This is a genomic window from Devosia beringensis (assembly GCF_014926585.1).
In the GTDB taxonomy this organism is placed as follows: Bacteria; Pseudomonadota; Alphaproteobacteria; order Rhizobiales; family Devosiaceae; genus Devosia; species Devosia beringensis.
Window position 1 is genome coordinate 593,287 of sequence record NZ_CP045422.1, and the last position, 23,483, is coordinate 616,769.

General features: G+C 63.8%; 23 protein-coding genes. 7 read left to right on the forward strand and 16 right to left on the reverse strand.

What is annotated here, in order from left to right; all coding sequences use genetic code 11:
• Positions 1–240 precede the first annotated feature (240 nt).
• The 4 genes from mce to GDR53_RS02945 are packed head-to-tail and all read right to left on the reverse strand — an operon-like array spanning position 241 to position 6,297.
• Entirely contained in the window at positions 241–657 is a 417-nt protein-coding gene (gene mce / locus GDR53_RS02930) for a methylmalonyl-CoA epimerase (protein WP_193336618.1), read from the reverse strand.
• Positions 654–2,774: a methylmalonyl-CoA mutase gene (scpA, locus tag GDR53_RS02935; RefSeq protein WP_193336619.1), complete on the reverse strand. Its 2,121-nt coding sequence runs from the start codon at positions 2,772–2,774 to the stop codon at positions 654–656. The genes mce and scpA overlap by 4 nt, the downstream gene beginning before the upstream one ends.
• Positions 2,771–4,753 (reverse strand): acetyl-CoA carboxylase biotin carboxylase subunit, encoded by a 1,983-nt coding sequence (locus GDR53_RS02940; protein WP_193336620.1) that lies wholly within the window; start codon positions 4,751–4,753, stop codon positions 2,771–2,773. Before GDR53_RS02940 ends, scpA begins: the two co-directional genes overlap by 4 nt.
• 11 nt (positions 4,754–4,764) lie before the next feature.
• Positions 4,765–6,297 (reverse strand): acyl-CoA carboxylase subunit beta, encoded by a 1,533-nt coding sequence (locus GDR53_RS02945; RefSeq protein ID WP_193336621.1) that lies wholly within the window; start codon positions 6,295–6,297, stop codon positions 4,765–4,767.
• Between the two features lie 119 nt (positions 6,298–6,416).
• On the opposite strand from GDR53_RS02945, the gene GDR53_RS02950 reads away from it, so the two are divergent.
• The 3 genes from GDR53_RS02950 (at position 6,417) to GDR53_RS02960 (ending at position 9,033) form a co-directional block, all read left to right on the forward strand.
• On the forward strand, positions 6,417–7,829 hold the full coding sequence (locus tag GDR53_RS02950) for a helix-turn-helix domain-containing protein (RefSeq protein WP_193336622.1): 1,413 nt from the start codon (positions 6,417–6,419) through the stop codon (positions 7,827–7,829).
• A 102-nt stretch (positions 7,830–7,931) separates the two neighbouring features.
• Positions 7,932–8,603 carry a response regulator transcription factor gene (locus GDR53_RS02955; RefSeq protein WP_193336623.1) on the forward strand — a complete coding sequence of 224 codons (672 nt, stop codon included), beginning with the start codon at positions 7,932–7,934 and terminating at the stop codon, positions 8,601–8,603.
• Positions 8,604–8,715: 112 nt separating this feature from the next.
• Positions 8,716–9,033, forward strand: coding sequence for an Hpt domain-containing protein (locus tag GDR53_RS02960; RefSeq protein WP_193336624.1), 318 nt, complete (start codon positions 8,716–8,718; stop codon positions 9,031–9,033).
• Positions 9,034–9,064: 31 nt separating this feature from the next.
• Here GDR53_RS02960 and GDR53_RS02965 read toward each other — a convergent pair whose 3' ends face one another.
• Both GDR53_RS02965 and GDR53_RS02970 read right to left on the reverse strand, forming a co-directional pair.
• A complete protein-coding gene (locus GDR53_RS02965; protein ID WP_193336625.1) occupies positions 9,065–9,280 on the reverse strand; it encodes a hypothetical protein in 216 nt (71 codons plus the stop codon).
• Positions 9,281–9,419: 139 nt separating this feature from the next.
• Positions 9,420–9,818 carry a hypothetical protein gene (locus tag GDR53_RS02970; RefSeq protein ID WP_193336626.1) on the reverse strand — a complete coding sequence of 133 codons (399 nt, stop codon included), beginning with the start codon at positions 9,816–9,818 and terminating at the stop codon, positions 9,420–9,422.
• Between the two features lie 20 nt (positions 9,819–9,838).
• Here GDR53_RS02970 and GDR53_RS02975 point away from each other — a divergent pair, with 20 nt between their 5' ends.
• Positions 9,839–10,288, forward strand: a complete 450-nt coding sequence (locus tag GDR53_RS02975) for a hemerythrin domain-containing protein (RefSeq protein WP_193336627.1) — start codon at positions 9,839–9,841, stop codon at positions 10,286–10,288.
• A 37-nt stretch (positions 10,289–10,325) separates the two neighbouring features.
• Here the strand turns inward: GDR53_RS02975 and GDR53_RS02980 are convergent, their stop codons facing one another.
• The 9 genes from GDR53_RS02980 to GDR53_RS03020 form a co-directional block, all read right to left on the reverse strand.
• Positions 10,326–11,900 (reverse strand): DHA2 family efflux MFS transporter permease subunit, encoded by a 1,575-nt coding sequence (locus GDR53_RS02980; RefSeq protein ID WP_193336628.1) that lies wholly within the window; start codon positions 11,898–11,900, stop codon positions 10,326–10,328.
• Between the two features lie 53 nt (positions 11,901–11,953).
• Positions 11,954–13,099 carry an HlyD family secretion protein gene (locus GDR53_RS02985; RefSeq protein WP_193336629.1) on the reverse strand — a complete coding sequence of 382 codons (1,146 nt, stop codon included), beginning with the start codon at positions 13,097–13,099 and terminating at the stop codon, positions 11,954–11,956.
• Between the two features lies 1 nt (position 13,100).
• The gene (locus GDR53_RS02990) at positions 13,101–13,604 is read right to left on the reverse strand and encodes a MarR family winged helix-turn-helix transcriptional regulator (RefSeq protein ID WP_193336630.1); all 504 of its coding nucleotides are present in this window, start codon (positions 13,602–13,604) and stop codon (positions 13,101–13,103) included.
• A 168-nt stretch (positions 13,605–13,772) separates the two neighbouring features.
• Positions 13,773–14,585: a GNAT family N-acetyltransferase gene (locus GDR53_RS02995; RefSeq protein ID WP_193336631.1), complete on the reverse strand. Its 813-nt coding sequence runs from the start codon at positions 14,583–14,585 to the stop codon at positions 13,773–13,775.
• Positions 14,582–15,316 (reverse strand): aspartate/glutamate racemase family protein, encoded by a 735-nt coding sequence (locus GDR53_RS03000; protein WP_193336632.1) that lies wholly within the window; start codon positions 15,314–15,316, stop codon positions 14,582–14,584. Before GDR53_RS03000 ends, GDR53_RS02995 begins: the two co-directional genes overlap by 4 nt.
• Positions 15,313–16,131: an ABC transporter permease gene (locus tag GDR53_RS03005; RefSeq protein ID WP_193336633.1), complete on the reverse strand. Its 819-nt coding sequence runs from the start codon at positions 16,129–16,131 to the stop codon at positions 15,313–15,315. Before GDR53_RS03005 ends, GDR53_RS03000 begins: the two co-directional genes overlap by 4 nt.
• Position 16,132: 1 nt before the next feature.
• Positions 16,133–16,990: an ABC transporter permease gene (locus GDR53_RS03010; RefSeq protein ID WP_193336634.1), complete on the reverse strand. Its 858-nt coding sequence runs from the start codon at positions 16,988–16,990 to the stop codon at positions 16,133–16,135.
• Positions 16,991–17,098: 108 nt separating this feature from the next.
• Positions 17,099–18,388: an ABC transporter substrate-binding protein gene (locus tag GDR53_RS03015; protein ID WP_193336635.1), complete on the reverse strand. Its 1,290-nt coding sequence runs from the start codon at positions 18,386–18,388 to the stop codon at positions 17,099–17,101.
• 32 nt (positions 18,389–18,420) lie between these two features.
• A complete protein-coding gene (locus GDR53_RS03020; protein ID WP_193336636.1) occupies positions 18,421–19,509 on the reverse strand; it encodes an ABC transporter ATP-binding protein in 1,089 nt (362 codons plus the stop codon).
• Between the two features lie 259 nt (positions 19,510–19,768).
• Between GDR53_RS03020 and GDR53_RS03025 the strand changes: the two genes are divergently transcribed.
• The gene (locus GDR53_RS03025; protein WP_193336637.1) at positions 19,769–20,482 is read left to right on the forward strand and encodes a GntR family transcriptional regulator; all 714 of its coding nucleotides are present in this window, start codon (positions 19,769–19,771) and stop codon (positions 20,480–20,482) included.
• Between the two features lie 54 nt (positions 20,483–20,536).
• On the opposite strand, the gene GDR53_RS03030 is transcribed toward GDR53_RS03025, so the two are convergent.
• A complete protein-coding gene (locus GDR53_RS03030; RefSeq protein WP_193336638.1) occupies positions 20,537–21,358 on the reverse strand; it encodes an amidohydrolase family protein in 822 nt (273 codons plus the stop codon).
• A 151-nt stretch (positions 21,359–21,509) separates the two neighbouring features.
• On the opposite strand from GDR53_RS03030, the gene GDR53_RS03035 reads away from it, so the two are divergent.
• Together GDR53_RS03035 and ytfQ are read left to right on the forward strand one after the other, a co-directional pair.
• A complete protein-coding gene (locus tag GDR53_RS03035) occupies positions 21,510–22,241 on the forward strand; it encodes an SDR family oxidoreductase (protein ID WP_193336639.1) in 732 nt (243 codons plus the stop codon).
• Positions 22,242–22,421: 180 nt separating this feature from the next.
• The gene (gene ytfQ / locus GDR53_RS03040) at positions 22,422–23,396 is read left to right on the forward strand and encodes a galactofuranose ABC transporter, galactofuranose-binding protein YtfQ (RefSeq protein WP_408639781.1); all 975 of its coding nucleotides are present in this window, start codon (positions 22,422–22,424) and stop codon (positions 23,394–23,396) included.
• Positions 23,397–23,483 lie beyond the last annotated feature (87 nt).

Here is a 23,483-nt window from a genome sequence, read left to right on the forward strand (position 1 = left end):
CGGTAAACCCAAAGCTCCCAGGCCGATCATCGCCAATCACGGCCTCCAAGCAAACATACAAGGGGGAGGAACCGCACAGTGGATTTGGCGAGATCTTGCCTCCACCCCCGATCTGTCCCTCCCCCTCAGGGGGAGGCTAGGTGGGGGCCCCTTCAGGGGCTTGAGAGCGACCGAAGGCAAATCGCTCCGGTGGAGCGATTTGAGCGATCAAGGCCATGAGAGCTGCGCTCGAATGGCCGGTCAGGTGGGGGTTGGAACCTCTTCCAGCTCGATCAGCGTGCCGTCGAAATCCTTGGGATGCAGGAACAGCACCGGATTGCCGTGTGCCCCGGTCTTGGCTTTTCCATCGCCCAGCACCCGCGCCCCGCCGGCGGTGAGCGCCGCCGCCGCCACGGCGATGTCGGCCACCTCAAAGCAGATATGGTGCATGCCGCCGCTCGGGTTCTTGGCGAGAAACGCCGCAATTGGTGAGGTGGCGCCCAGCGGCTCGAGCAGTTCCACCTTGGTATTGCCGGTATCGATGAACACCACAGTGACGCCATGCTCGGGCAGTGCCTGGGGCTGGCCGACATGGGCGCCCAGCAGGTCGCGATATTTGGCCGAGGCCGCTGCCAGGTCCGGCACGGCGATGGCGATATGGTTGAGCCGGCCGATCATCGATTGCTCAGCCTTCCCTCGATCTGGCTGAGCACCGAAAAGGCCGCGCTCAGCACATTGGTCCCCGGCCCGAAAATCGCCGCAACGCCGCAATCGAGCAGGAAGTCGTAATCCTGCTCGGGGATGACGCCGCCGACGATGACGGTGACATGTTCGAGTTCGCGATCCCTGAGCGCCGCGATCAGTTCGGGCACCAGCGTCTTGTGCCCCGCCGCCAGCGAGGAGACGCCCACCGCATCGACCTTGAGATCGTCGGCATGGGCGGCCACTTCGCCGGCGGTTTCGAACAGGTCCCCCATATGGACGAGGAACCCCAGATCGGCGAAGGCGCTGGCAATCACCTTGGCGCCGCGATCATGGCCATCCTGGCCCATCTTGGCGATAAAGATCGAGGGCGCCCGGCCCCGTGCCGCCTTAAAGGCGGCGATGCGGCCGGCAATGGCGGCAAATTCGGGGTCGTCGCCATAGCCCTTGGCATAGACGCCAGAGATCACGCGCGTGACGGCATGGTGGCGGCCAAACACGTCTTCGAGCGCCAGGCTGATCTCGCCCAATGTCGCCCGGGCCCGCGCCGCGGCCACGGCCGCTTCGAGCAGGTTGCCCTCGTCCATGGCCGCATATTCGCGCAGCGCATCGAGCATGGATTGGCATTTCTCCTCGTCGCGGCCGGCGCGGACGCGGGCCAGCAGCGCGATCTGTTCGAGGCGCACCTTGGCATTGTCGATGTCGCGCACCTCAAGGGCGTCCTCGACATCGAGCCGGTAGCGGTTGACGCCGACAATGACATCCTCGCCCCGGTCCACCCGGGCCTGGCGCAAGGCCGCAGCGGTTTCGATGGCCAGCTTTGGCCCGCCGCTCTGCACCGCCTTGGTCATGCCACCTTCGGCCTCGGCCTGGGCGATCAGTTTTTTCGCCCCCTCAACCAGCTCTGCGGTCAGCGCTTCCACATAGTAAGACCCTCCTAGAGGGTCGACCACGTCGGTGATGCGGCTTTCATGCTGCAGGATCAGCTGGGTATTGCGGGCGATGCGGCTGGAAAACTCCGTCGGCAGCGCGATGGCTTCGTCAAAGCTGTTGGTATGGAGGCTCTGCGTGCCGCCCAAAGTCGCGGCCAACGCCTCGATAGTGGTGCGCACGATATTGTTGTGCGGGTCCTGCTCGGTCAGCGACACGCCCGAGGTCTGGCAATGGGTGCGCAGCATCTTGGACCGCGGGTCCTTGGCCCCCAGCCCGGTCATGATCCCGCTCCAGAGCTGGCGCGCGGCGCGCAGCTTGCTGACTTCGAGAAAGAAGTTCATGCCGATGCCGAAAAAGAAGCTCAGTCGCCCGGCAAAGGCGTCGATATCGAGCCCGCGGGCCTGGGCGGCGCGGACATAGTCCATGCCGTCGGCCAGGGTAAAGGCCAGCTCCTGCACCGCCGTCGCCCCGGCCTCGTGCATGTGATAGCCCGAAATCGAGATCGAGTTGAACTTGGGCATGTGCTGGGCGGTATAGGCGATGATATCGCCGACGATGCGCATGCTGGGTTCGGGCGGATAGATATAGGTATTGCGGACCATGAACTCCTTGAGCACATCGTTCTGGATGGTGCCCTCGAGCTTGGCCTGGCTGACGCCCTGCTCTTCGGCGGCGACGATGAACATGGCCAGCACTGGGATCACCGCGCCATTCATGGTCATGGAGACGCTCATCTGGTCGAGCGGAATGCCGTCAAAGAGAATCTTCATATCCTCGACGCTATCGATGGCGACGCCCGCCTTGCCGACATCGCCGACCACGCGCGGATGGTCGCTGTCATAGCCGCGATGGGTGGCCAGGTCGAAGGCGACCGAGAGCCCCTTCTGCCCCTTTTCCAGCGCCTGGCGGTAGAAGGCATTGCTCTCCTTGGCCGTCGAGAAGCCGGCATATTGCCTGATGGTCCAGGGCCGGTTGGCGTACATGGTCGCCCGCACACCGCGGGTAAACGGCTCGGCCCCCGGCACCTCGCCGCCGTCGCCGAAATAGACCGGCTTGACGGCCACGCCACCATAATCGCGATCAAGCGACGATAGCGGGGTGTCCCGCAATTCCTTCTGGGCGAGCTCGGCCCAGCGGGCGAAATTGGTCTTGTCGCTCATGCCACCGCCTCAAATTCGAGGATCACCTGATCGACCGCCAGTACCGACCCAGCGACGGCATGGACCTTGCTGACGCGGGCGCGCTTTTCCGCCTTGAGCACGTTTTCCATCTTCATGGCCTCGACCACCGCCAGCGTCTGGCCGTCCTCGACAATGTCTCCCTCGGCCACATCGATCCGCACCACCTGCCCCGGCATGGGGCAGAGCAGATATTTGCTCATGTCGGGCGGCACCTTGACCGGCATATGCTTGAGCAGGCTCGCCACATGCGGGGCCAGCACCTGCACCTTGAGGTCGGCGCCGCGATAGCGGATACGGAAACCCGTCGTCGTCGCCTTGACCTTGAACACCGACTGGCGGCCATCGGACCACTCGACCCGGGCTAGGCCGGCCCCGGGCACCCAGTCGAGCCGCGCCGCGATACTCCGCCAGTCGGCGCCCACCGTATAGCCATCGGCCGTCTCGCCCACCGTCACCGGCAGTGCCTGCTCACCGATCTGCACATGCCAGTGCCACTCGCTCGCGGCAAAGCCGTGCCGCGCCTCGCGCCGGCTCATCAGCAGCGCCGCCGCGGCGGCCACATCGAGCTGGTGCTGTTCGCTCAGTGTGGCGCCGCTAAACCCTTCAGGGAATTCCTCGGCAATATAGCCGGTGGTCAGCCGGCCTTCGCGGAACCGCTCCTGCTCCATTACCGTGGCGAGGAAGGGCAGATTATTGCCCACGCCCTCGACCTCAAAACTGTCCAGCGCCACAGCCATGGCGTCGATGGCTTCGATCCGGGTCGGCGCCCAGGTGCAGAGCTTGGCGATCATCGGGTCGTAAAAGGTCGAGATATCCCCGCCCTCGAAAACCCCGGTATCATTGCGCACATGCAGCGTCTCGGACGCGCTTTCGGCCGGTGGCCGATATTTGGTGAGACGACCGGTGGAGGGCAGGAAGTTGCGATAGGGATCTTCGGCATAGAGGCGGCTTTCAATGGCCCAGCCCTTGCGCTGTACCTGGTCCTGCGTCAGCGGTAGTTTTTCACCATTGGCAGCGCGCAGCATCAGCTCGACCAGATCCAGTCCGGTGATCAGTTCGGTGACCGGATGCTCCACCTGCAGGCGGGTGTTCATTTCGAGGAAGTAGAATTTTCTATCCTTGTCGACGATGAACTCCACCGTGCCGGCGCTTTGGTAGCCGACGGCCTTGGCCAAAGCCACCGACTGCTCGCCCATGGCCTTGCGCGTCGCCTCGTCGAGAAAGGGTGATGGCGCCTCCTCGATGACCTTCTGGTTGCGCCGCTGGATCGAGCATTCGCGCTCGTTGAGATAGAGCACATTGCCATGACTATCGCCGATCAGCTGGATCTCGATATGGCGCGGCTCGGTGACGAATTTCTCGATGAAAATACGATCGTCGCCAAAGCTCGCCGCGGCCTCCGACTTGGAGCGGGCAAAGCCCTCGCGCGCCTCTTCGTCGTCATGGGCAATGCGCATGCCCTTGCCGCCGCCGCCGGCCGAAGCCTTGATCATCACCGGATAGCCGATGGAGCGGGAGATGATCACGGCATGTTCGGCGTCGTCGATCAGCCCCATATGGCCGGGCACGGTCGAGACCCCCGCCGCCGCGGCGAGCTTCTTGCTGGTAATCTTGTCGCCCATGGCCTCGATCGCCTTGACCGGCGGACCGACAAAGATAATCCCCGCCGCCTCCAGCGCCTCGGTAAACTTTGGATTTTCGCTCAGAAAACCATAGCCGGGATGCACCGCCTGCGCTCCCGTCGCCTGACAGGCCGCGATGATCTTGTCGATCCGCAGGTAAGAATCCTTGGCCGGCGACGGCCCGATATGCACCGCCTCGTCGGCCATGCGCACATGCAGCGCTTCCCTGTCGGCGTCCGAATAGACGGCGACGGTGGCAATGCCCATCTTCTTGGCCGTCTTGATGACCCGACAGGCAATCTCGCCCCGATTGGCGATGAGGAGTTTGGTGATCATGCTGTCGCTCCTCACAGTGGGATATTCCCGTGCTTCTTCATCGGTCCCTGCACGTTTTTCGTGCGCAGGGTCGACAGCGCCCGGATCACCCGCCGTCTCGTGCCATGCGGCATGATCACGTCGTCGATGAAGCCCCGCTCCGCCGCCACGAACGGGTTGGCGAAGCGCGCTTCATAGTCCGCCGTGCGCTGGGCGATCTTTTCCTTGTCGCCGAGTTCGGAGCGATAGAGGATTTCGGTGGCGCCTTTGGCGCCCATGACGGCGATCTCGGCCGAGGGCCAGGCATAGTTGACGTCGGCCTTGATGTGCTTACTGGCCATCACGTCATAGGCGCCGCCATAGGCCTTTCGCGTGATGACGGTGACCAGCGGCACAGAGGCCTCGGCATAGGCGAAGAGCAGCTTGGCGCCATGCTTGATGATGCCGCCATATTCCTGGGCCACGCCGGGCAGGAAGCCGGGCACGTCGACCAGGGTCAGGATGGGGATTTCAAAGCTGTCGCAGAAGCGGATGAAGCGGGCGGCTTTCTTGGAGGCATTGATATCGAGGCACCCGGCCAGCACCAGCGGCTGGTTGGCCACGACGCCCACCGGGTGGCCGTCCATGCGGATGAAGCCGATCAATATATTGCCGGCATGGTCCTTCTGCAGCTCCAGGAAATCGCCCTCGTCGGCGATCTTTTCGATCACCTCGCGCATGTCATAGGGCTGGTTGGCGCTGGCGGGGATGATGGTGTCGAGGCTGGCATCGTCGCGATTGGCGGGGTCCGCCGTCACCCGATGCGGCGGCTTCTGCCCCGCCATGAGCGGCAAAAATCCATAGAGCCGGCGCACCTCGGCCAGGGTCTCGATATCGTTGTCGAAGGCCGCATCGGCCACCGAGGAAATCTTGGTATGGGTCGACGCGCCGCCCAGCTCTTCCTGGGTCACGCTCTCATTGGTCACCGTCTTGACCACATCGGGGCCGGTGACGAACATGTAGCTGGTGTCTTTGACCATATAGATGAAGTCGGTCATGGCCGGCGAATAGACGGCGCCGCCGGCGCAGGGGCCCATGATGACCGAGATCTGCGGCACGGCGCCCGAGGCCTGGACATTGCGCCAGAAGACGTCGGCATAGCCGCCGAGGCTCGCCACACCCTCCTGGATGCGGGCACCACCGCTATCGTTCAGGCCGATCACCGGCGCGCCATTCTGCATGGCCAGGTCCATGATCTTGCAGATCTTCTTGGCATGGGTCTCGCTCAGCGAGCCGCCGAAGACGGTAAAGTCCTGGCTGAAGACATAGACCAGGCGCCCGTCGATCGTGCCCCAGCCAGTGACCACGCCGTCGCCGGGAATGATGGTGTCGGCCATGTCGAAATCGGTCGCCCGATGGGTGACGAACATGTCGTATTCTTCGAAACTGCCCGGATCGAGCAGCACGCTCAGCCGCTCGCGCGCCGTCAGTTTGCCCTTGCCGTGCTGGGTATCGATGCGGCGCTGGCCGCCGCCCAGCCGCGCCTCGCCGCGCTTGGCTTCCAGTTGGGCAATGATTTCCTGCATGCGCGCATCTCCCCTGCTGGCGCCACCCTAGCGCGTCAGTTCGCTTCTCCCAAGACAGCAAAGCGCGCGGCTGTTACAATCGCACAACCCCATCGTTGCAATGTTGTGGAGTTGTGTGAATGGCCAACCGCAAAGTCTTTGCCGGCGCCCGGTTGCGGGCGCTTCGGGCGCAACACAAGCTCACACAGGGCGAGCTGGCGGCGCGGCTCGATATCTCGGCCTCCTATGTCAACCAGATCGAATCCAACCAGCGCCCGCTGACCGCCTCGGTGATGCTGGCCTTGGCCGATGGCTTCAATCTCGATCTGACGAGTCTGATGACCGATGGCTCGGATCGCCTCTTGGCCGACCTGCGCGAGGCTTTGGCCGATCCGGTCTTCGGCGAGACCATGCCCAACCTGCAGGAACTCAAGACCGTCACCGCCAATGCCCCCGACGTGGCCCGGGCCATGCTCTCGCTCTACGAAACCTATCGCAAGACCAATGAGCGGCTGGCCAGCGTCGATGCCGAATTGACGCGCAATCCGCAGGCGGGGCTGCAGACCGCCTATGAGGAGGTGCGCGATTTCTTCCACTATGCCGACAATTATTTCGATCCGCTCGACCGCGCCGCCGAGGCTTTGGCCGCCGAGCTGGGCATTTTCGCGCCTGACCGGCTCAGCCGGCTGATCGCCTATTGCGGCGAAGCGCATGACCTGCGGGTGGTGCTGAGTGCCCCTGCCCGCGCCGACCTGATCAAGGACTATGACCGCTCGACCCGCACACTGGCCATCAATGCGCGGCTCGAACCGGCGACGCAGTTCTTCCAGATTGCCGCCCATCTGGCCGGCATCGAACAGACGACCCTTTTGGCGCAACTGCTCGACGCGGCCAGCTTCAAGACCGAGGAGGCGCGCTCGATTGCCCGCATGGGCCTGGCCAATTATTTCGCCGGCGCGCTGCACATGCCCTATGGCGCCTTTCTCAAGGCGGCCGAGGCCCATCGCTACGATATCGAGGAACTGGCCCATCTGTTCGGCGCCAGCCTCGAACAGGTGGCGCATCGCCTCTCCAGCATGCAGCGGCAGCGCGAAAAGGGGGTGCCGTTCTTTTTTGCCCGCGTCGACGCCGCCGGCACCATTACCAAGCGCCATTCAGCCACGCCGCTGCAGTTTGCCCGCTTTGGCGGCGCCTGTCCGCTGTGGAATGTGCACCGGGCCTTCGAGGCGCATGGCCAGATCATCCGGCAGCTGGCCGAGACGCCGGATGGCAACCGCTATCTGTGCCTGGCCTGGTCGAGCGAGAAGCGCAGCGGCGGCTTCAACGGGATTACCCGCCGCTATGCCTATGCTTTGGGCTGCGAAATCAGCCATGCCAGCCGGCTGGTCTATGGCAGCGATGTCGACCTGGCCCGGGCCCGTTTCGACCCCATTGGCGTCGCCTGCCGCATCTGCGAGCGGCGCAGCTGCCCCCAGCGTTCGGTGCCGCCGCTGGCGGTCGATATCGTCGTCGACGCCGACCGGCGCAGCATCGTGCCCTACCAGATCGGCTGATCCCGGCCGGGCAAGGAACTCCTACGGCAAGTCCCTGATACGATTTAAACCCTTGCCGTCGGCCACGAAGTGGTCAGACTGCCGGTTGCAGGAGTCTTCCTGTTGCTTGGACTAACTGTCGAGAACACCATGCATACTGGCGACAGCGCACCGACGACAATTTACCTGGTGGATGACCATCCCCTGGTGATTGAAGCGTTGCGCGCGCTGATCGGACAGGCCGAGGATCTGGCGGTCATCGGCGCCACCACCTCCGGGCGGCATGCCATGTGTGAAATTCCCATGCTCCTTCCGGATATCGTGGTGGCCGACCTGGGCATGCCGGACGTGCCGGGCGAAGAGGTGATCCGCTGGATGCGGGCCAACCATCCCGACATTGCCATCATCGTGCTGACGGCGCGGCGCAATCTGGCGGCCCTGCGCCCCCTGGTGGATGACGGGGTCCTGGGCATTATCGGCAAGACGGCAGTGGGCAGCGAATTGCTCAACTGCATCCGCACCGTGGCGGCCGGCGAGGTGTTTCTCGAAATCGAGCACACTGCCAATGAGGCGACGCCCACCAGCGCGAGCGTCGAGGCGCTGAGCAAGCGCGAACTCGAAGTGCTGCAGATGGTGGCACGGGGACTGTCGGGCAAGCAGATTGCCGCCCAGCTCGGCATTGCCGCCAAGACCGCCGAGACTCACAAGGCGCGGGGCCTGGCCAAGCTCGGCCTGTTCAGCCGGTCCGACATCTTTCAGTTCGCTCAGAACGAGGGCTGGCTCGACAACAGCTGACCGGCAGCCTGCTCGCACGCGTCAGGAAAAACCTGACGCGCTCTTGGTGCCGATTAGGGCATGATCAGTTTGTGGGGGGCGCGCGCTGCGTCAACATCCGTATGGATCGAATATGACTGAGCCAATACCCTTCGACATCAGAATGGCAGCGCTGCGCGCCCATTTCACCACGCGTGCCCGTCGGGAAGGTGACGAACTGAAAGAGCTGGCGACCCGGATGGACGCTGACGACGAGGCCCGCAGCCGGATCGGCCATATTGCCCATGGCCTGGCTGGCGCCGGGGCTATCTTCGGCATGCCGCAGGTATCGACACGGGCCGCAGAGCTGGAAGAGGCGATACTCGCCGGGGCGGCACCGGGTGACGTCGCCAGCCAAAGCCTGGCGCTGGCCTGCATGCTGTCCAAGCTGGGCTTTCAGCCGTCAGCCTGATCCTCGCACAGCACTGGACTTTGCTGGCCCCCTAACGCCGGTAGTCGGGCTTAGGCGGCGCGGTACCATCATGGACATAGCTGTTGGGGCCGATATCGGGACCCGGGCGCTGGGGCGTGCCGCCGGGATGAGGCACCTTGTCAGTGTCTTCATGCACTTCGGGGTGCGGATCGGCGACATCCGTGCCGGACGCCGTATCGGCGCCGGTGGGCAGGCTATTGGGCCGGACGGGCGATTTCTCGGTCATGGTCGAACTCCAGCATGATCACGATTGATACAGGGACGATGGATCGCGTTGTTGTCGGGCAGAAAGGCATTCGGCCCGACACCGCAGATCGAAATCTGTTGCGCCGGGCCGAGCACTGCACGGTTTGGAGGTCGGCAGTTCAGTGAAGGGCAGTCGGAATCATGATGGCGCCCAGCGGGCTGACGGCAACGCTGGCATTCCTGATTTCGGCCAGCCCCAGATTACGCAATTGCTCGACGAGCTCGAGATCAATGCCGCTCTGGCCAGCGCACAGGGCACTGAGGGCCTGCTGCTGCGGAAAAGTCAGTTGGGTCCAGGACAGGGTCATCGTGCTCACCAGAATGTTTGTGCACGATAAACCACTGAGCGCCGCAAGAGTTCCCGGCGCGGCGATCACTTCGGCAATCGCGGGACGATTGGTGTGTGAAGTCCCGATCGCGCATCGTGGCGCGTGCGGCCGATCCAGGGCGGGCCAAGTCCAGCGCAGTTGATCGGGGTCAAAAAGTCCCGGTCCGGCGATGCTATCATGCCGGTTCACCCAGGAAACCGGATTCCGCGATGAGCGAACCCCACCACCGCCTAGAGGCGCTGGAACAGACTTATGGAGAATTGCTGGCGCTCTGCGACGGCCTGGAAACCGTGGCTGACAGCCTGCCCCATGCGGTGACGCCTCGGATGTGCCTGACCCTGGCCGCCAGCCTCGAACCGCTGGTGGCGCGGACGCACCGGCTGGAAGAGGAAGGCCTGTTTCCCCTTCTGGAGGCCAGTCAGGGCCGGCAATGGGGCCCCACGCTGGCACGGCTGCGTGCCGAACACCTGGCCGATCAGAGCGCCACGGCAGAGGTCAGCGAAGCCCTGCACGATCTGGGCAATGGCCGCTCGGCCCTGTCGCCCGATGCCATGGGCTATCTGCTGCGCTCGTTCTTCGACAGCATGCGGCGGCATGTGCAGAGCGAGCAGGAACTGATCGCCATGGCGCGGCGCGACCCCGGCAACGCCCCGGACTGAGCGGAAGACGGCGGCGGGATTGCGCCCGCCGACTTTTTTATTCCGCCATGGCGTGGGCGCGCTCGATGGCCTTTTCCTCGGCGGTCATCTCCCGCGCCGCCTTCTTGGGGCCGCGCATGAGCAGGATCAGCGGCAGCACGGCCAGACTGAGCAGCAGCATGAGCCAGAAGTCGTCGAGATAGGCCAGCATGGCCGACTGCTGCGTGACGAGGCCATTGATGGTGGCGATGACGGTTGGGTTGCCGGTCAGCAGGCTTGGCATCTGGTTGATGACATTCTGCGAGGTTGCCGTCAGGCGCGTGGCCAGTTCGGCGTGGTTGATCTGCATCATGGCGGCAAGAACCGCGGTGACCAGCGAGATGCCGACGCCCTGCCCCATATTGCGCACCAAAGCGAACATGGAGGTGGCGTCGCCGCGGAAGCGCGGGGCGATGGTTGAAAAGGCCATGGTCGAGAGCGGCACGAAGAGGAAGCCCATGCCGAAGCCCTGCATCACGCCGGTGGTCACCACCGGCCAGTAATCCATCTCCAGGTTGAAGCTGGTCATGCCATAGAGCGAATAGGCCATGCACAGCGTGCCGAACAGCATCATGATGCGCGGATCCACCTTGCCGCTGAGGCGGCCGACCACCACCATGGACAGCAGCGTCGCCACGCCACGCGGCGCCATGATGACGCTCGAAAAGATCACCGGATAGCCCATTAAGGTCTGCAGCAGCGGCGGTAGCAAAGCGAGGCCCGAGAACAGGGTGATGCCGACGACGAACATCATCACCGAGGCCAGCACGAAGTTGCGGTCCTTGAAGATGCGGATGTCGATGAAGGGATTTTCCGCGGTCAGGCAGTGGACGATGAAGACCCAGAGACCCGAAATCACCAGGCCCAGCTCGATCCAGGTTTCCACCGAGGAAAACCAGAAATTGTCGGCGCCGCGGTCGAGCATGAGCTGGAGCGCGCCGACGCTGATGGCCAGCATGGCAAAGCCGAAAAAGTCGAAGCGTCTTATCTTGATATCGGTGGTGGGCATGAAGGCCCACAGCATGAAGGCGGCGGCGATACCCACCGGCAGGTTGATCAAAAACACCCAGCGCCAGTCAAAGCTTTCGGTCAGCCAGCCGCCCAGAGTTGGCCCGATAATGGGGGCCACCATGATACCCATGCCGTAGATGGCCATGGCCTGGCCGATCTTTTCGCGCGGGTTGATGTTGAGCAGCACGGTCTGGGCCAGCGGCGCGATGACGGCGCCGAACAGGCCCTGGATCAGCCGGAACACCACCATTTCGGGCAGGCTGGTGGCAATGCCGCACAGCGCCGAGGCCACGGTAAAGCCGATCACGGCGATCAGGAACAGCCGCTTCTGCCCGAGCCGGTCGGCCAACCAGCCGGTCAGCGGCGTGGCGATGGCGGCGGCCACGATATAGGAAGTCAGCACCCAGGTGATTTCGTTCTGCGCGGCGCCCAGCGAGGCAGCCATATGCGGCAGCGCGACATTGGCGATGGTGGTGTCGAGCACCTGCATGATCGTCGCCAGCATCAGGGCCGCGGTGAGCATGGCCTTGTTGCGGACGACGACGCTGGGGGCAGAAAGAGCAGGCGCGGCTGTGCTGGCCATGATCGGCTTCCAAAAAGGGCGGGGCGAGAGAGGCGCGGCCGCAGCCGCGCCGCCTAGTTGCCGGCGAGCTTGTCGAGCGTGCTGCGGCCGGTATCGACCGTCACCATGGCGCTCATGCCAGTCTTGAGCACCGCGTCGGCCGCTTCGGAGAGAGCAATGCGCACCGGCAGGCGCTGCACCACCTTGACCCAGTTACCGGTAGCGTTCTGCGCCGGGATCAGAGCGAATTCGGAGCCGGTGGCGGCGCCGAAGCTCTCCACCGTGCCATGCATGGGCGCGCCATAGGCATCGACCTTGATCTCAACCGGCTGGCCAACCTTGAGCTCGGCCAGCTGGGTTTCCTTGAAATTGGCCTGGATCCAGGTGTTGTCGGTTTCCACCAGCGAGGCGATCATCGAGCCGGCGGCGATGAACTGGCCGACATTCAGACTGGATACATTGGAGACCACGCCGCCGGCCGGGGCGGTCACTGTGGCATGGGTCAGGTTGCGCTGGGCCTGCTCGACGGCAGCCAGAGCGGCCAGCACGGCGGGATGGGCGTCGGTGGCAATGGCTGGGTCGCCGGCCAAAGCCGCCGTCGCCGCGGCCACCTGCTGACGGGCGAGGTCGACGGCGCTCTGGGCCTGCTGCAGGGTCAGCTTGGACTCATCGAGCGAGGCATCGGCCGACACGCCTTGGTCGACCAGGGCCTGCTTGCGGTCATAGGCGGCCTGGCGGATGGCCAGGGTCTGTTCATTGGCCTTGAGCTGAGCCTGCGCCGTGCCAAAGCTCACCTTGAGCTGCTCGACATTGACGCGGGCCGAGGCCAAAGCCGCATCGGCCTGGCTGAGGGCGATCTCGAAGGGCTGCGGGTCGATGGCAAACAGGACGTCGCCGGCGGCAACGACCTGGTTGTCATGCACCTTCACGTCGGAGACGCGCCCCGAGACATCAGCGCTGATCGACACCTTGGCCTGCTGCACATAGGCATTGTCGGTTTCTTCGTAGCGCCCGCCAGTCAGCCAGAACCAGCCGCCGCCGGCGACCAGCAGCAGTGGCACGCCAGCCATCAGCAGGATGCGGCCGGCGCCAGACTTGCGGGGCGCGGCGGTCTCGACCGCCGGCTTGGGCGCATTGGCGGCAACCGGGGGCGGCACCGGGCGCAGCTTGGTATCGGCGATCTTTCCGGCGGCGGCCGGTTCGGTGGCGCGAGCGTTCATTTCAGGAGGCTTTCCCTGGTTCGGCATTGTCTTGGTCAAAATTGCTCAGATTGGTGCGGATACGCGTCAGGTGCTCGATCAGCTGCGCCAGATCGGTCGGGGTCAGCCCCTCCATTGCCTGGCCAAACACGGTCGCGCCGACATGGCGGGCCACGCCGACGATCTCGATCCCTTCGGGGGTGAGGCGCGTCAGCTTGGCGCGGCTGTCATCGGGATGGACGAAACGTTCGACCAGGCCGCGCTTTTCCAGCCGGTCGAGAATGCCGCTGAGCGTCATGGCGTCGATGTCGAGCGCGCTGGCCAGCGCCACCTGGGTGATGTCGTTTTCCCGGTGGATGGCGCCAAGCGCCTTCCACTGCGGCAGCGTCAGGCCATAGGCCTTGGCCTCGACGTCAAAGCGGCGGCGCAGCAGGCGCGTCGTGTCATGGAGCAGGGTCGCGATCTGCCGGGGCTGCTCCTGCAGCAATCCGGCAATGATGGGCTCCCGGTCGGGCTTGGTTTCCATGCGGCGCAATCCATAAGCGTACTTATTATAACCGCACATATAGTAAGTGCACTTTCTAAGTCAATCGGCCGTGGTTGTAGAACAGCCATGCGCGGCGTGCAGCTAATGGAATGGTGAATGATCCGGCATGCACAAGCCGCCATTTGTGCCGATCGGCTATGCCGGCGATCAGCCCAGTTCGAGGCTGGTAATGCCGAAGACCTGCTGCATGGCCATGTCTGGCGGCGTGCCGCGATACATGCGAGCGGTGGCAAAGCCGGGTGTGAAGCCGCGCTGCGCCAGCAGTCCCATCCAGGCGGCCTGCGCCTGTGGCACGTCGATCTGCACCGGCCCCTCGATCTGGTCGAGCAGGGCGGTAGCCGCGTCAGAATCGCGGGCGAAGACCGGCCCGAGCTTGCTGCCTTCCCGGCAGGGCCGCAGCACGGCATAGCCGGCTAAGGCCCCGTCGCGCATCACCGTCAGCAGACGGTGCGGCGGCGCCAGCCAGGCGCGCAGGAAATCCGGTCGCGCTGCCGGAAAGCAGGCCGCGTCATAAGCCAGGATCGCCTCGGTCGGGACGGGCGCCACGACCGCCCCTGTCACGCCCTGCCCCGCCAGCGTCCCGCTCATGCGCAGGCTCTTATAGGCGGTGACGAAACCCATGCTGGCATAATTGGCCTGCTGCTCCGGCACGCCGTCGAGGCCGATGGTGCGGGTGTCGAGATAGGCCATGCCGGCGTCCCACACTGCCTTGCCATGCCCCTGCCCGCGCCAATGCGGATGGCAGATATAAAGCCCGATAAAGCCGAAGCGATCGTCATAGGCCACGGCGGCAATGCCGGCGACCATTGTGTCGCCGGCAAAGGCCCCGAAGAAACCAGCGGGGTCAGCGGCGTGGAAGGCGGCAGCATCAGCGAGGCCGGGGTTCCAGCCCTCGGCCGCCGCCCAGTCGAACAGGGTTTCGATCTCGGCCAGCGTCAGGGTGCGGAAGGTGCGGCTCATGCCGGGGCAAAATCCTTGAGCGCGCCGGCATAGGGCTTGGCCAGAGGCGCGGCATAGGCGCCGCGCTTGCTGGTGCGCAGGCCCAGGGCCACCAAAGCCTCGGCCTGTTTGACCGCGGCACCGACCCCGTCGATCACCGGCAGGCCGAATTCCCCGCTCAGCGTATGCGCCAGGTCGGCCATGCCGGCGCAGCCCAGCACGATGGCCTCGGCATTGTCCTCGGCGATAGCGCGGACGATCTCGTTGCGCAGCTTGTCGCGGGCGCCCGAATTGGGGTCTTCCAGCGCCAGCACGGCGATATTGGCGGCGCGCACCCGCGCCCGGCCTGCCACGCCATAGCGCTGCACCAGTTCCTCGATGGGCACGCGCGAGCGCTCCATGGTGGTGACCACGGTAAAGCGCTTGGCGATGAAGCCGGCCACGGTCAGCGCCGCTTCGCAGATGCCGATGACCGGGATCTGTGCCATGGCCCGGGCCGCATCGAGGCCGGTATCGTCGAAACAGGCAATGACGGCCGCCTGGGCCCCTGCCCGTTCGGCGGCGGCGATTTCCCTGAGCAGGCCGGGCAGCGCGAACGCCTCGTCATAATAGCCTTCGATGGAGGCCGGCCCCATGCTGGACGTGGCGGCGATAATCTCCGTCCCCGGCGCCGCCACCAGTCGCGCGGCGGCGGCTATGGTCAGTGTCATGGAGGCCGTGGTGTTGGGATTGACGACGAGGATGCTGGTCATGCGCGGGCCCGACGCCGGCCCATCAGCAGGATCACGCCGACGGTCACCAGGATGATGAGGAAGGAAAACACGGTGGTCACCGTACCCAAAGCATAGAGCACGGGCGTCGTCACATTGGTGGTCATGCCGTAGATTTCGAGCGGCAGCGTATTGGAACTGCCCGAAGTCATCAGCGTGCGGGCGAATTCGTCATAGCTCAGCGAAAAGCCGAACAGGCCCACCCCGATCAGGCTGGGGGCGATCATGGGCAGCACGACATGGGCAAAGGTCTGCCAGGAACTGGCGCCGAGGTCGCGCGCCGCCTCCTCATAGCTGGGCGAGAAGCGGTTGAAGACGGCGAACATGATCAGCACGCCAAAGGGCAGCGTCCAGGTGAGATGGGCGCCAAAGGCCGAGCTGAACCAGGCGGGCCGGAAGCCGAGCTGCTGGAACAGCACGCCAATGCCCAGCGAGACGATGATGGAGGGGACGACGAGGCTCGCCACCGTCAGGTAGAACAGCGGCGTGGCGCCGACGAACTTGCGGCGGAAGGCCAGGCCCGCCAGCAGCGAGACCAGCACGGTCGAGGCCATGACCAGCAGTCCGAGCAGGAAAGAGCGGGTGAAGCTGGCGCCGAAATCACCCACCGCCTGTGTTTCGAACAGGTTCTGAAACCAGCGCAGCGACACGCCATTGAGCGGAAAGGTCAGCCCGCCCTGCGGCCCCTGGAAGCTGAGGATGAACACAGCCGAAAGCGGCCCATAGAGGAACAGCACGAAGAGGCCGAAAAAGGCCGCGAGGACGTAAAAACCGAAACTGCGTTTTTCCTGGCCCATGTCACAGCTCCTTGCGAATATCGACGATGCGCAGGATGCCGGCCACCATGAACAGCACCAGCACCAGCAGCACGATGGCATTGGCCGCGGCGGCCGGATATTGCAGCAGGCTCATCTGGTTGCGCATCATCAGCGCCACCGAGGCGGACTGGCCGCCTGACATCACCTGCACGGTGGAAAAATCGGCCATGACCAGCGTCACCACGAAGATCGAGCCGATGGCGATGCCCGGCTTGGCCAAAGGCAGGATGACGTTCCAGATGATCTGCCAGTCCCGCGCGCCGGCATCGCGCGCGGCCTCGACCAGGGAATGATCGATACGCATCATGGTGTTGAAGATCGGGGTCACCATGAAGAGCGTATAGAGATGCACCATGGCCAGGATCACCGCGAAGTCCGAATAGAGCAGCCATTCGACCGGCTGCTCGACAATGCCGGCGCCGACCAGGCCCGAATTGATCAGGCCATTGCGCCCGAGCACGGGGATCCAGGAAATCATGCGGATGATATTGGAGGTGAGGAAGGGCACGGTGCAGACCAGGAACAGTACCATCTGCGTCGTCGCCGAACGGACATGGAAAGCCAGGAAATAGGCGACCCAGAAGCCGACAAAGGCGGTGATGGCCCAGACAATGGCGGCGAATTTGAGCGTGTTGAGATAGGTCTTCCAGGTGACCCAGGAGCCCAGGCTCTCGGCGTAGTTCAGCGTCATGAAGTCCGGATACATGCCAGCAAAGTCATAGTCCCAGAAGCTGACGACCAGCAGCAGCAGGATGGGCAGCGCCAGAAAGAAACCCAGGATCAGCAGCAGCGGCGTGGCCTGCAGATAGGGCGTAGCGCGGCTCAACAGCGTGTTCATGTCTGATCGTTCTCCTGCTCGCAGTCTATGCCTCGCCCTGGCGGGGAGGATAACGCCGTGGCTCCCCTCCCCCACACGGGAGAGGGAAGCCGAGTGTCGGGGCTGCGTTTAGGCCGCGATGAACTCGTTCCAGCGGCGGACCATGTAGCGGTCTTCGTCCATCACCGAGTTCCAGCAGGCGACCTTGCCCATGCGTTCCTCGAAGGAGCCGCCGTCGCGCACGGCGCCGGCCTTTTCCATCACCGTGCCATCGGGAGCGAGGATATCGCCCTGGGCCGGCTTGCCTTCGATCCAGTAGCCCCATTCGTCGGGCGACATGTGTTCCTTGGCGGTGTCCATGGCCGCCGAGTAATAGCCCTGGCGGTTGAGATAGCCGCCGACCCAGCCAGAGGTGTACCAGTTGATATATTCATAGGCGGCGTCGAGCTGGGCGCCCTCGAGATGGGCAGCCAGGCCGAGGCCACCGCCCCAGGAGCGATAGCCTTCCTTGAGCGGCTGGTACTTGCAGGCAATGCCCTTGGAGCGCACGGCAGCGACAGCCGGCGACCACATGGACTGGATCACCACTTCGCCCGAGCTCATCAGGTTCACGCTCTCGTCAAAGCTCTTCCAGAAGGCGCGGAACTGGCCGTCCTGCTTGGCCTTGATCAGAAAATCGATGGTGGCATCGATCTCGGCGGTGGTCATGTTGCCCTTGTCGCCATAGGTGATATTGCCCATGGCTTCCATGATCATGGCCGCATCCATGATGCCGATGGACGGCACATTGATGATGGCGGTCTTGCCCTTGAAGGCCGGGTCCATGATGTCGGCCCAGGTGGTGATGTCGCGGCCGACCAGGTCGGGGCGTATGCCCAGCGTATCGGCATTGTAGATGGTGGGGACCATGGTGAACCAGCCGGTTTCGCCGGCGGCGAAGGTGGTGCTGTCGGGGCCATCGACAAAGCCCACGGTATGGGGCGCGGTGCCTTGGGCGATGACGCTGTCGGGCAGCAGTTTGCCGGTTTTGAACAGCGGCACGATCTTGTCGTAATAGGTCAGCTTGGACGTATCCATGGGCTGGATGACGCCCGAGGGGAACACCTTCTTGAGGATCCAGTATTCGATATCGGCAATGTCATAGCTGTCGGGCTGGGTGACGGCGCGCTGGGCAGCGGCGTCGGAATCGGTTGCCGTCATTTCCAGCGTGATGCCGAGGTCTTCCTTGCACTTTTCAGCAATGGCATTGAGGTTGGACACGCCGGTGCCGAACTGGCGCAGCGTGATCGGGTTCTGCGCCCAGATGGTGGGGAAGCCGGTAATGGCGCCCGTGCCCAGGGCCGTACCGGCCACGGCGGCAGCGCCGGTCTTGAGCAGATTGCGGCGGGTAATGCCGGTCGTCTTGGTGGTCTCTGTCATAGCCTTAACGTCCCTGTTTGCTTTGCTGAGATCTAGGAATTGAGCGTGCCGAGGATGATGGCGTCCTCGGCATCCCAATGGAGGGGCACCGCATCGCCCACCGCGACGGGCGTCGCGTAAAAGGCGCGGTCGGTGATGATGGCGGTGAATTCGGCAATGCCGGCGCCTTCGATGGTCAGTTTGACAGTGGCGCCGCGATATTCGAGATTGGTGACAAGGCCGGTAAAGCCGAGCCCTTTGACGGGGCTTTCGCCGATGCGAACGTGATCCGTGCGGATGGCGGCATCGACATTGCTGTCGGCCGGCACGGGCGCACCCGAGGCCGTGAAGGTGCCGCCGCCCGACACTTCGAAACTGACCAGCCCATCGGCCGCGCCAATGGCCTTGCCGGCAATGACATTGTGGTCGCCCATGAAGCGGGCGACGAAGGCGGTGGCCGGGCGTTCGAAGACCTCGCGCGGGCTGGCCGCCTGTTCGATCCGGCCATCGTTCATCACCACGACCAGGTCGGCCAAAGCCATGGCCTCTTCCTGGCTATGGGTGACGTGGACAAAGGTGATGCCGAGCTGCTTCTGCAATTTCTTGAGTTCGGCACGCATGCGGATCTTGAGGAAGGGATCGAGTGCCGAGAGCGGCTCGTCGAGCAGCAGAGCTTCGGGGTCGGTGATCAGCGCGCGAGCCAAAGCCACGCGTTGCTGCTGGCCGCCCGAGAGCTGGGCTGGCCGGCGGTCGGCATAGGCCTCCATCTGCATCAGCTTGAGCATGTCGAGCGCCCGCGCCCGGCGGGTGTCCTTGTCGACGCCACTCATCTTGAGGCTGAAGGCCACATTGTCGACCAGGTCGAGATGGGGAAACAGCGCATAGGACTGGAACATCATGGCCGTGCCGCGGCTGGCCGGCGGCAGGTCGGTCACTACATTATTGCCCAGGCGGATATCGCCGATGGAGACGCTCTCGTGCCCGGCGATCATGCGCAGGGTCGAGGATTTGCCGCAGCCGGAGGGCCCGAGCAGGCAGCAATAGCTGCCCGCAGGGATGCGCAGCGAAATGGCGTCGACGGCGGTCGTCTTGCCGTAGATCTTGGACACCAGCGCCATCTCAATCTCGGCAGCTTTGGTCATGCAGCACTCCCCGGGTTGCGGGGATTACCATGCATCTGTCATGCCAATCCGAGAGTGGCGCCGCAAGTTATTGATTGTGAATGATAATTTCTAGATCGATAAATGCCGATAGATTGCGCACTCTGATCCGCCGCCCATATTTTGCTCAATTGGACGCAAGGCGCGCTGAAATTGTATGCAATCCGTGGGCGGATCGTGTGCGACAATTTTCTTTTACATGGGCGCGATTGTTTCTATGAAGGAGCCAACAGGTGATTTCATGACGCTCGACGACTCCCCTATTGCCTCTCCCTTTGCTGGCGAAGATCGCGCTGCCACCATCCGCGATCATCTGCGCGACGCCATTGTGGACCGAAGGCTGGCGCCGGGGACAAAACTGTCGGAAGCCGAAGTGGGCGTGCTGTTCGATGTCAGCCGCACCGTGGTGCGCGCGGCCCTGCAGGCGCTGGCCTTTGAGGGTCTGGTCAAGACCGAGCGCAATCGCGGCGCCTTTGTCGCCAATCCCTCGCCCGAGGAAGCCCGCCAGGTGTTCGACTCGCGCCGGCTGATCGAACCGGGCATTGCCCGCGCCGCTGCGGCAGCCGGCCTCACCCCAGCAGATCGCGACCTCTTCACCACCCTGCTGGCCGAGGAAACCCGCCTGCTCGACGAACGCGGGCCGGTTGCGCGGCGGGCGGAAATCCGCGCGTCAGGGGATTTTCACCTGTTGCTGGCCAGCGTGGCGGGCAATGTCATCCTGCTGCGCTTCATGGAAGAACTGGTGGCCCGCTCGTCGCTGGTCATCGCGCTCTATGGCAATTCGGGCGCCTCGAGCTGCGGCCATGGCGAGCATGCCGAAATCCTGGCGGCGCTGGAAGCCGGCGATGGCGAGCGGGCGGCGGCGTTGCTGGTCAGCCATATCGACCATATCGAGGCCGATCTCGACCTGCGCAGCACCACCGGCCTGCCGCTGCGCGAGGCGCTGGCGCGCTAGCCGTTTTTAGTCATCATGCATTCATGGTGGTGACCGATTGGCGGCAGAACGGGTCTAGAGCTTGTAGATGCGCTCGGCATTGCCATGCAGCAGTCTGGCCTTTTCGTCGTCGCTGGCGCCGGCAATAATGGCCTGCGTGGCCTCGACCCAGCGGGTCAGCGAGCCGGTCAGGCAGACCACCGGATGGTCCGATCCCCAGACCACGCGATCCCAGCCAAAGGCGTGGATAATGTGCTCGACATAGGGGCGGATGGTGTCGACGCTCCAGTCGGCGCCGGCATAGGCCACTACACCCGAAATCTTGGCCATCACATTGGGCAGCCTGGCGATTTTGCTGATATTCTCACGCCATGGATCAAGTCCGGTGCCGGTGACGTCGGGTACGCCGCAATGGTCGAGGATAAAGGTGACGTCCGGCGCGCGCTCGGCCAGCATCTGGCCGATGCGTAGCTGGTCGGCGCGGACACAGAGGTCAAAGCTCAGGTCGTAATCGGGCAGATGGCGGATGTTCTCGACGAAGAGGTCGGACTGGCTGAGGTCGTCCGGCGCTTCATGCAGGATGCGGCGCACGCCCTTGACGTGGGCATGGTCGCTAAGTCGTTCAATCTGATCGACAAAATTCATGTGCTCGGGGCGGCAGGCGGCGATGGCGCCGGCGATGCGCGGCAGGGTGAGGACGAATTCGGTCTCGGCCAGCATGTCGGCTTCGGCGACATCGACCTCCATATGCAGCGCGGATTGAATGCCCAGTGGGAGCGCCTCGGCGAAATAGTCGTTGATATTCCATGGCTTATCGATGCTTGGTCGCCTGCTGAGCCAAGGATAGTGGAAGCGATCCGGATAGATCAGGTGCAGGTGCGTATCGATAATGCGCATGGTTTTTCTTCCTCCGGGGGTGCCGGACATTCGATCTCACACACCCTTTTGCTGTTAAGTGTTAGCACATAGTGAGCATTGAGCATGACCTATCGCGCATAGTGCTACGTCGGGGTCCCAACCGACGCGCAGCCGACAAGAGGAAATCAGCATGGCCGACCTGACCGGTAAAACCGTTCTCATCACTGCCGCCGCGCAGGGCATTGGCCGGGCTTCCGTGGAAGCCTTTGTCGCGGCCGGCGCCAAGGTGATAGCCACCGATGTGAACGAAGCCAAGCTGGCCGAGCTTGCGGGGCTGGCGAATGTGACGACACGCGTGCTCGACGTGCTGTCGGCCGAGGCCGTACAGCAGGCAGTGGCCGAGATCGGCCATATCGACGTGCTGTTCAACTGCGCCGGGGTGGTGCATTCGGGGACGGTGCTGGAGATGAGCGACGCCGATCTCGACTTCGCGTTCAACCTCAACATCAAGGCGCAGATCCGCACCGTGCAGGCGGTGCTGCCGCAGATGCTGGCGCGGCGGGACGGCGCCATCATCAATATGGCGACGGTGGCCAGCTCGGTCAAAGGCGTGCCCAACCGCGCCGCCTATACGATTTCCAAGGCAGCGGTGATCGGCCTGACCAAATCGATCGCCGCCGATTTCACCACGCAGGGCATTCGCGTCAATGCCATCTGCCCGGGCACGGTGGACAGCCCGTCTCTGCATGAGCGCTGGCACGCCACGGGCGATTTCGAAGCGGCCAAGGCGGCCTTTATCGCTCGCCAACCGATCGGCCGCATTGCCCGTCCGGAGGAAGTGGCGGACCTAGCCGTCTACCTGGCAGGCGCCACCTATACGACAGGCCAGATCCACATTATCGATGGCGGCTGGACGGCCTGAAAGCCGCAGAAATGCTGGGGACTTGCCGCGTGAACCGGCCTGTCGAGCAGCTGGAAAGCCGGGAGAAAACCATTCTCCCGCCGCCGCCACAATCCATCTTTACATATAATAGTACTTTATATAGCGTCCCCTCATCGCCGCAGGTGAACACACCGCAGCGACCATTTTTGGGAGGACATCGTGACCATCATCACCAAGCTTGCCATCGCGGCAAGCCTCGCTACCGCTTTGACTTCTGTCAGTATCGCTCAGGAAAACCTCAACGGCCTCGTCGTCGGTTTCAGCCAGATCGGCTCGGAATCGGGCTGGCGCGCCGCCGAGACCTCGGTGACCAAGCAGGAAGCCGAAGCCCGCGGCGTCGACCTCAAGTTTGCCGATGCGCAGCAGAAGCAGGAAAACCAGATCAAGGCCATTCGCGGCTTCATCGCCCAGGGCGTTGACGCCATCATGGTGGCGCCCGTCGTCGCCACCGGCTGGGACGATGTGCTGACCGAAGCCAAGGAAGCCGAAATTCCGGTGATCCTGCTCGATCGCGGCGTGGACTCGGCAGAAGACCTTTACCTGACCTCCGTGGCCTCCGATCAGGTCAAGGAAGGCCGCGTTGCTGGCGAATGGCTCGTCGCCGAAGTTGGCGATGCGGATTGCAAGATCGTCGAGCTGCAGGGCACCGTCGGCTCGACCCCGGCGATCAACCGCAAGCAGGGCTTTGAAGAGGCGATTGCCGGCCATGCCAACCTGACCATTGCCCGCAGCCAGACCGGCGACTTCACCCGTTCCAAGGGCAAGGAAGTGATGGAAGGCTTCATCAAGGCGGAGAATGGCGGCGCCGATATCTGCGCGGTCTATGCCCATAATGACGACATGGCCGTTGGCGCCATCCAGGCGATCAAGGATGCCGGCCTCAAGCCCGGCACCGACATCAAGGTGGTTTCCATCGACGCCGTGCCGGACATCTTTGCCGCCATGGTGGCCGGCGAGGCCAATGCCACGGTCGAGCTGACCCCGAACATGGCCGGCCCGGCCTTCGATGCGCTGTCTGCCTACCTGGCCGACGGCACCATGCCCGCCAAGTTCATCATCACCGAGTCCAAGCTCTATACGCCGGCTGACAATCCGCAGGGCGAATACGACACCCGTAAGGGTCTGGGCTACTAATCGGGCTGGCCCAAACCGCTGGTTTGAAACCACGGTGTCATTCCGGCACAAGCCGGGATCCGTCCAGAAATCTCAGGATGGATCCCG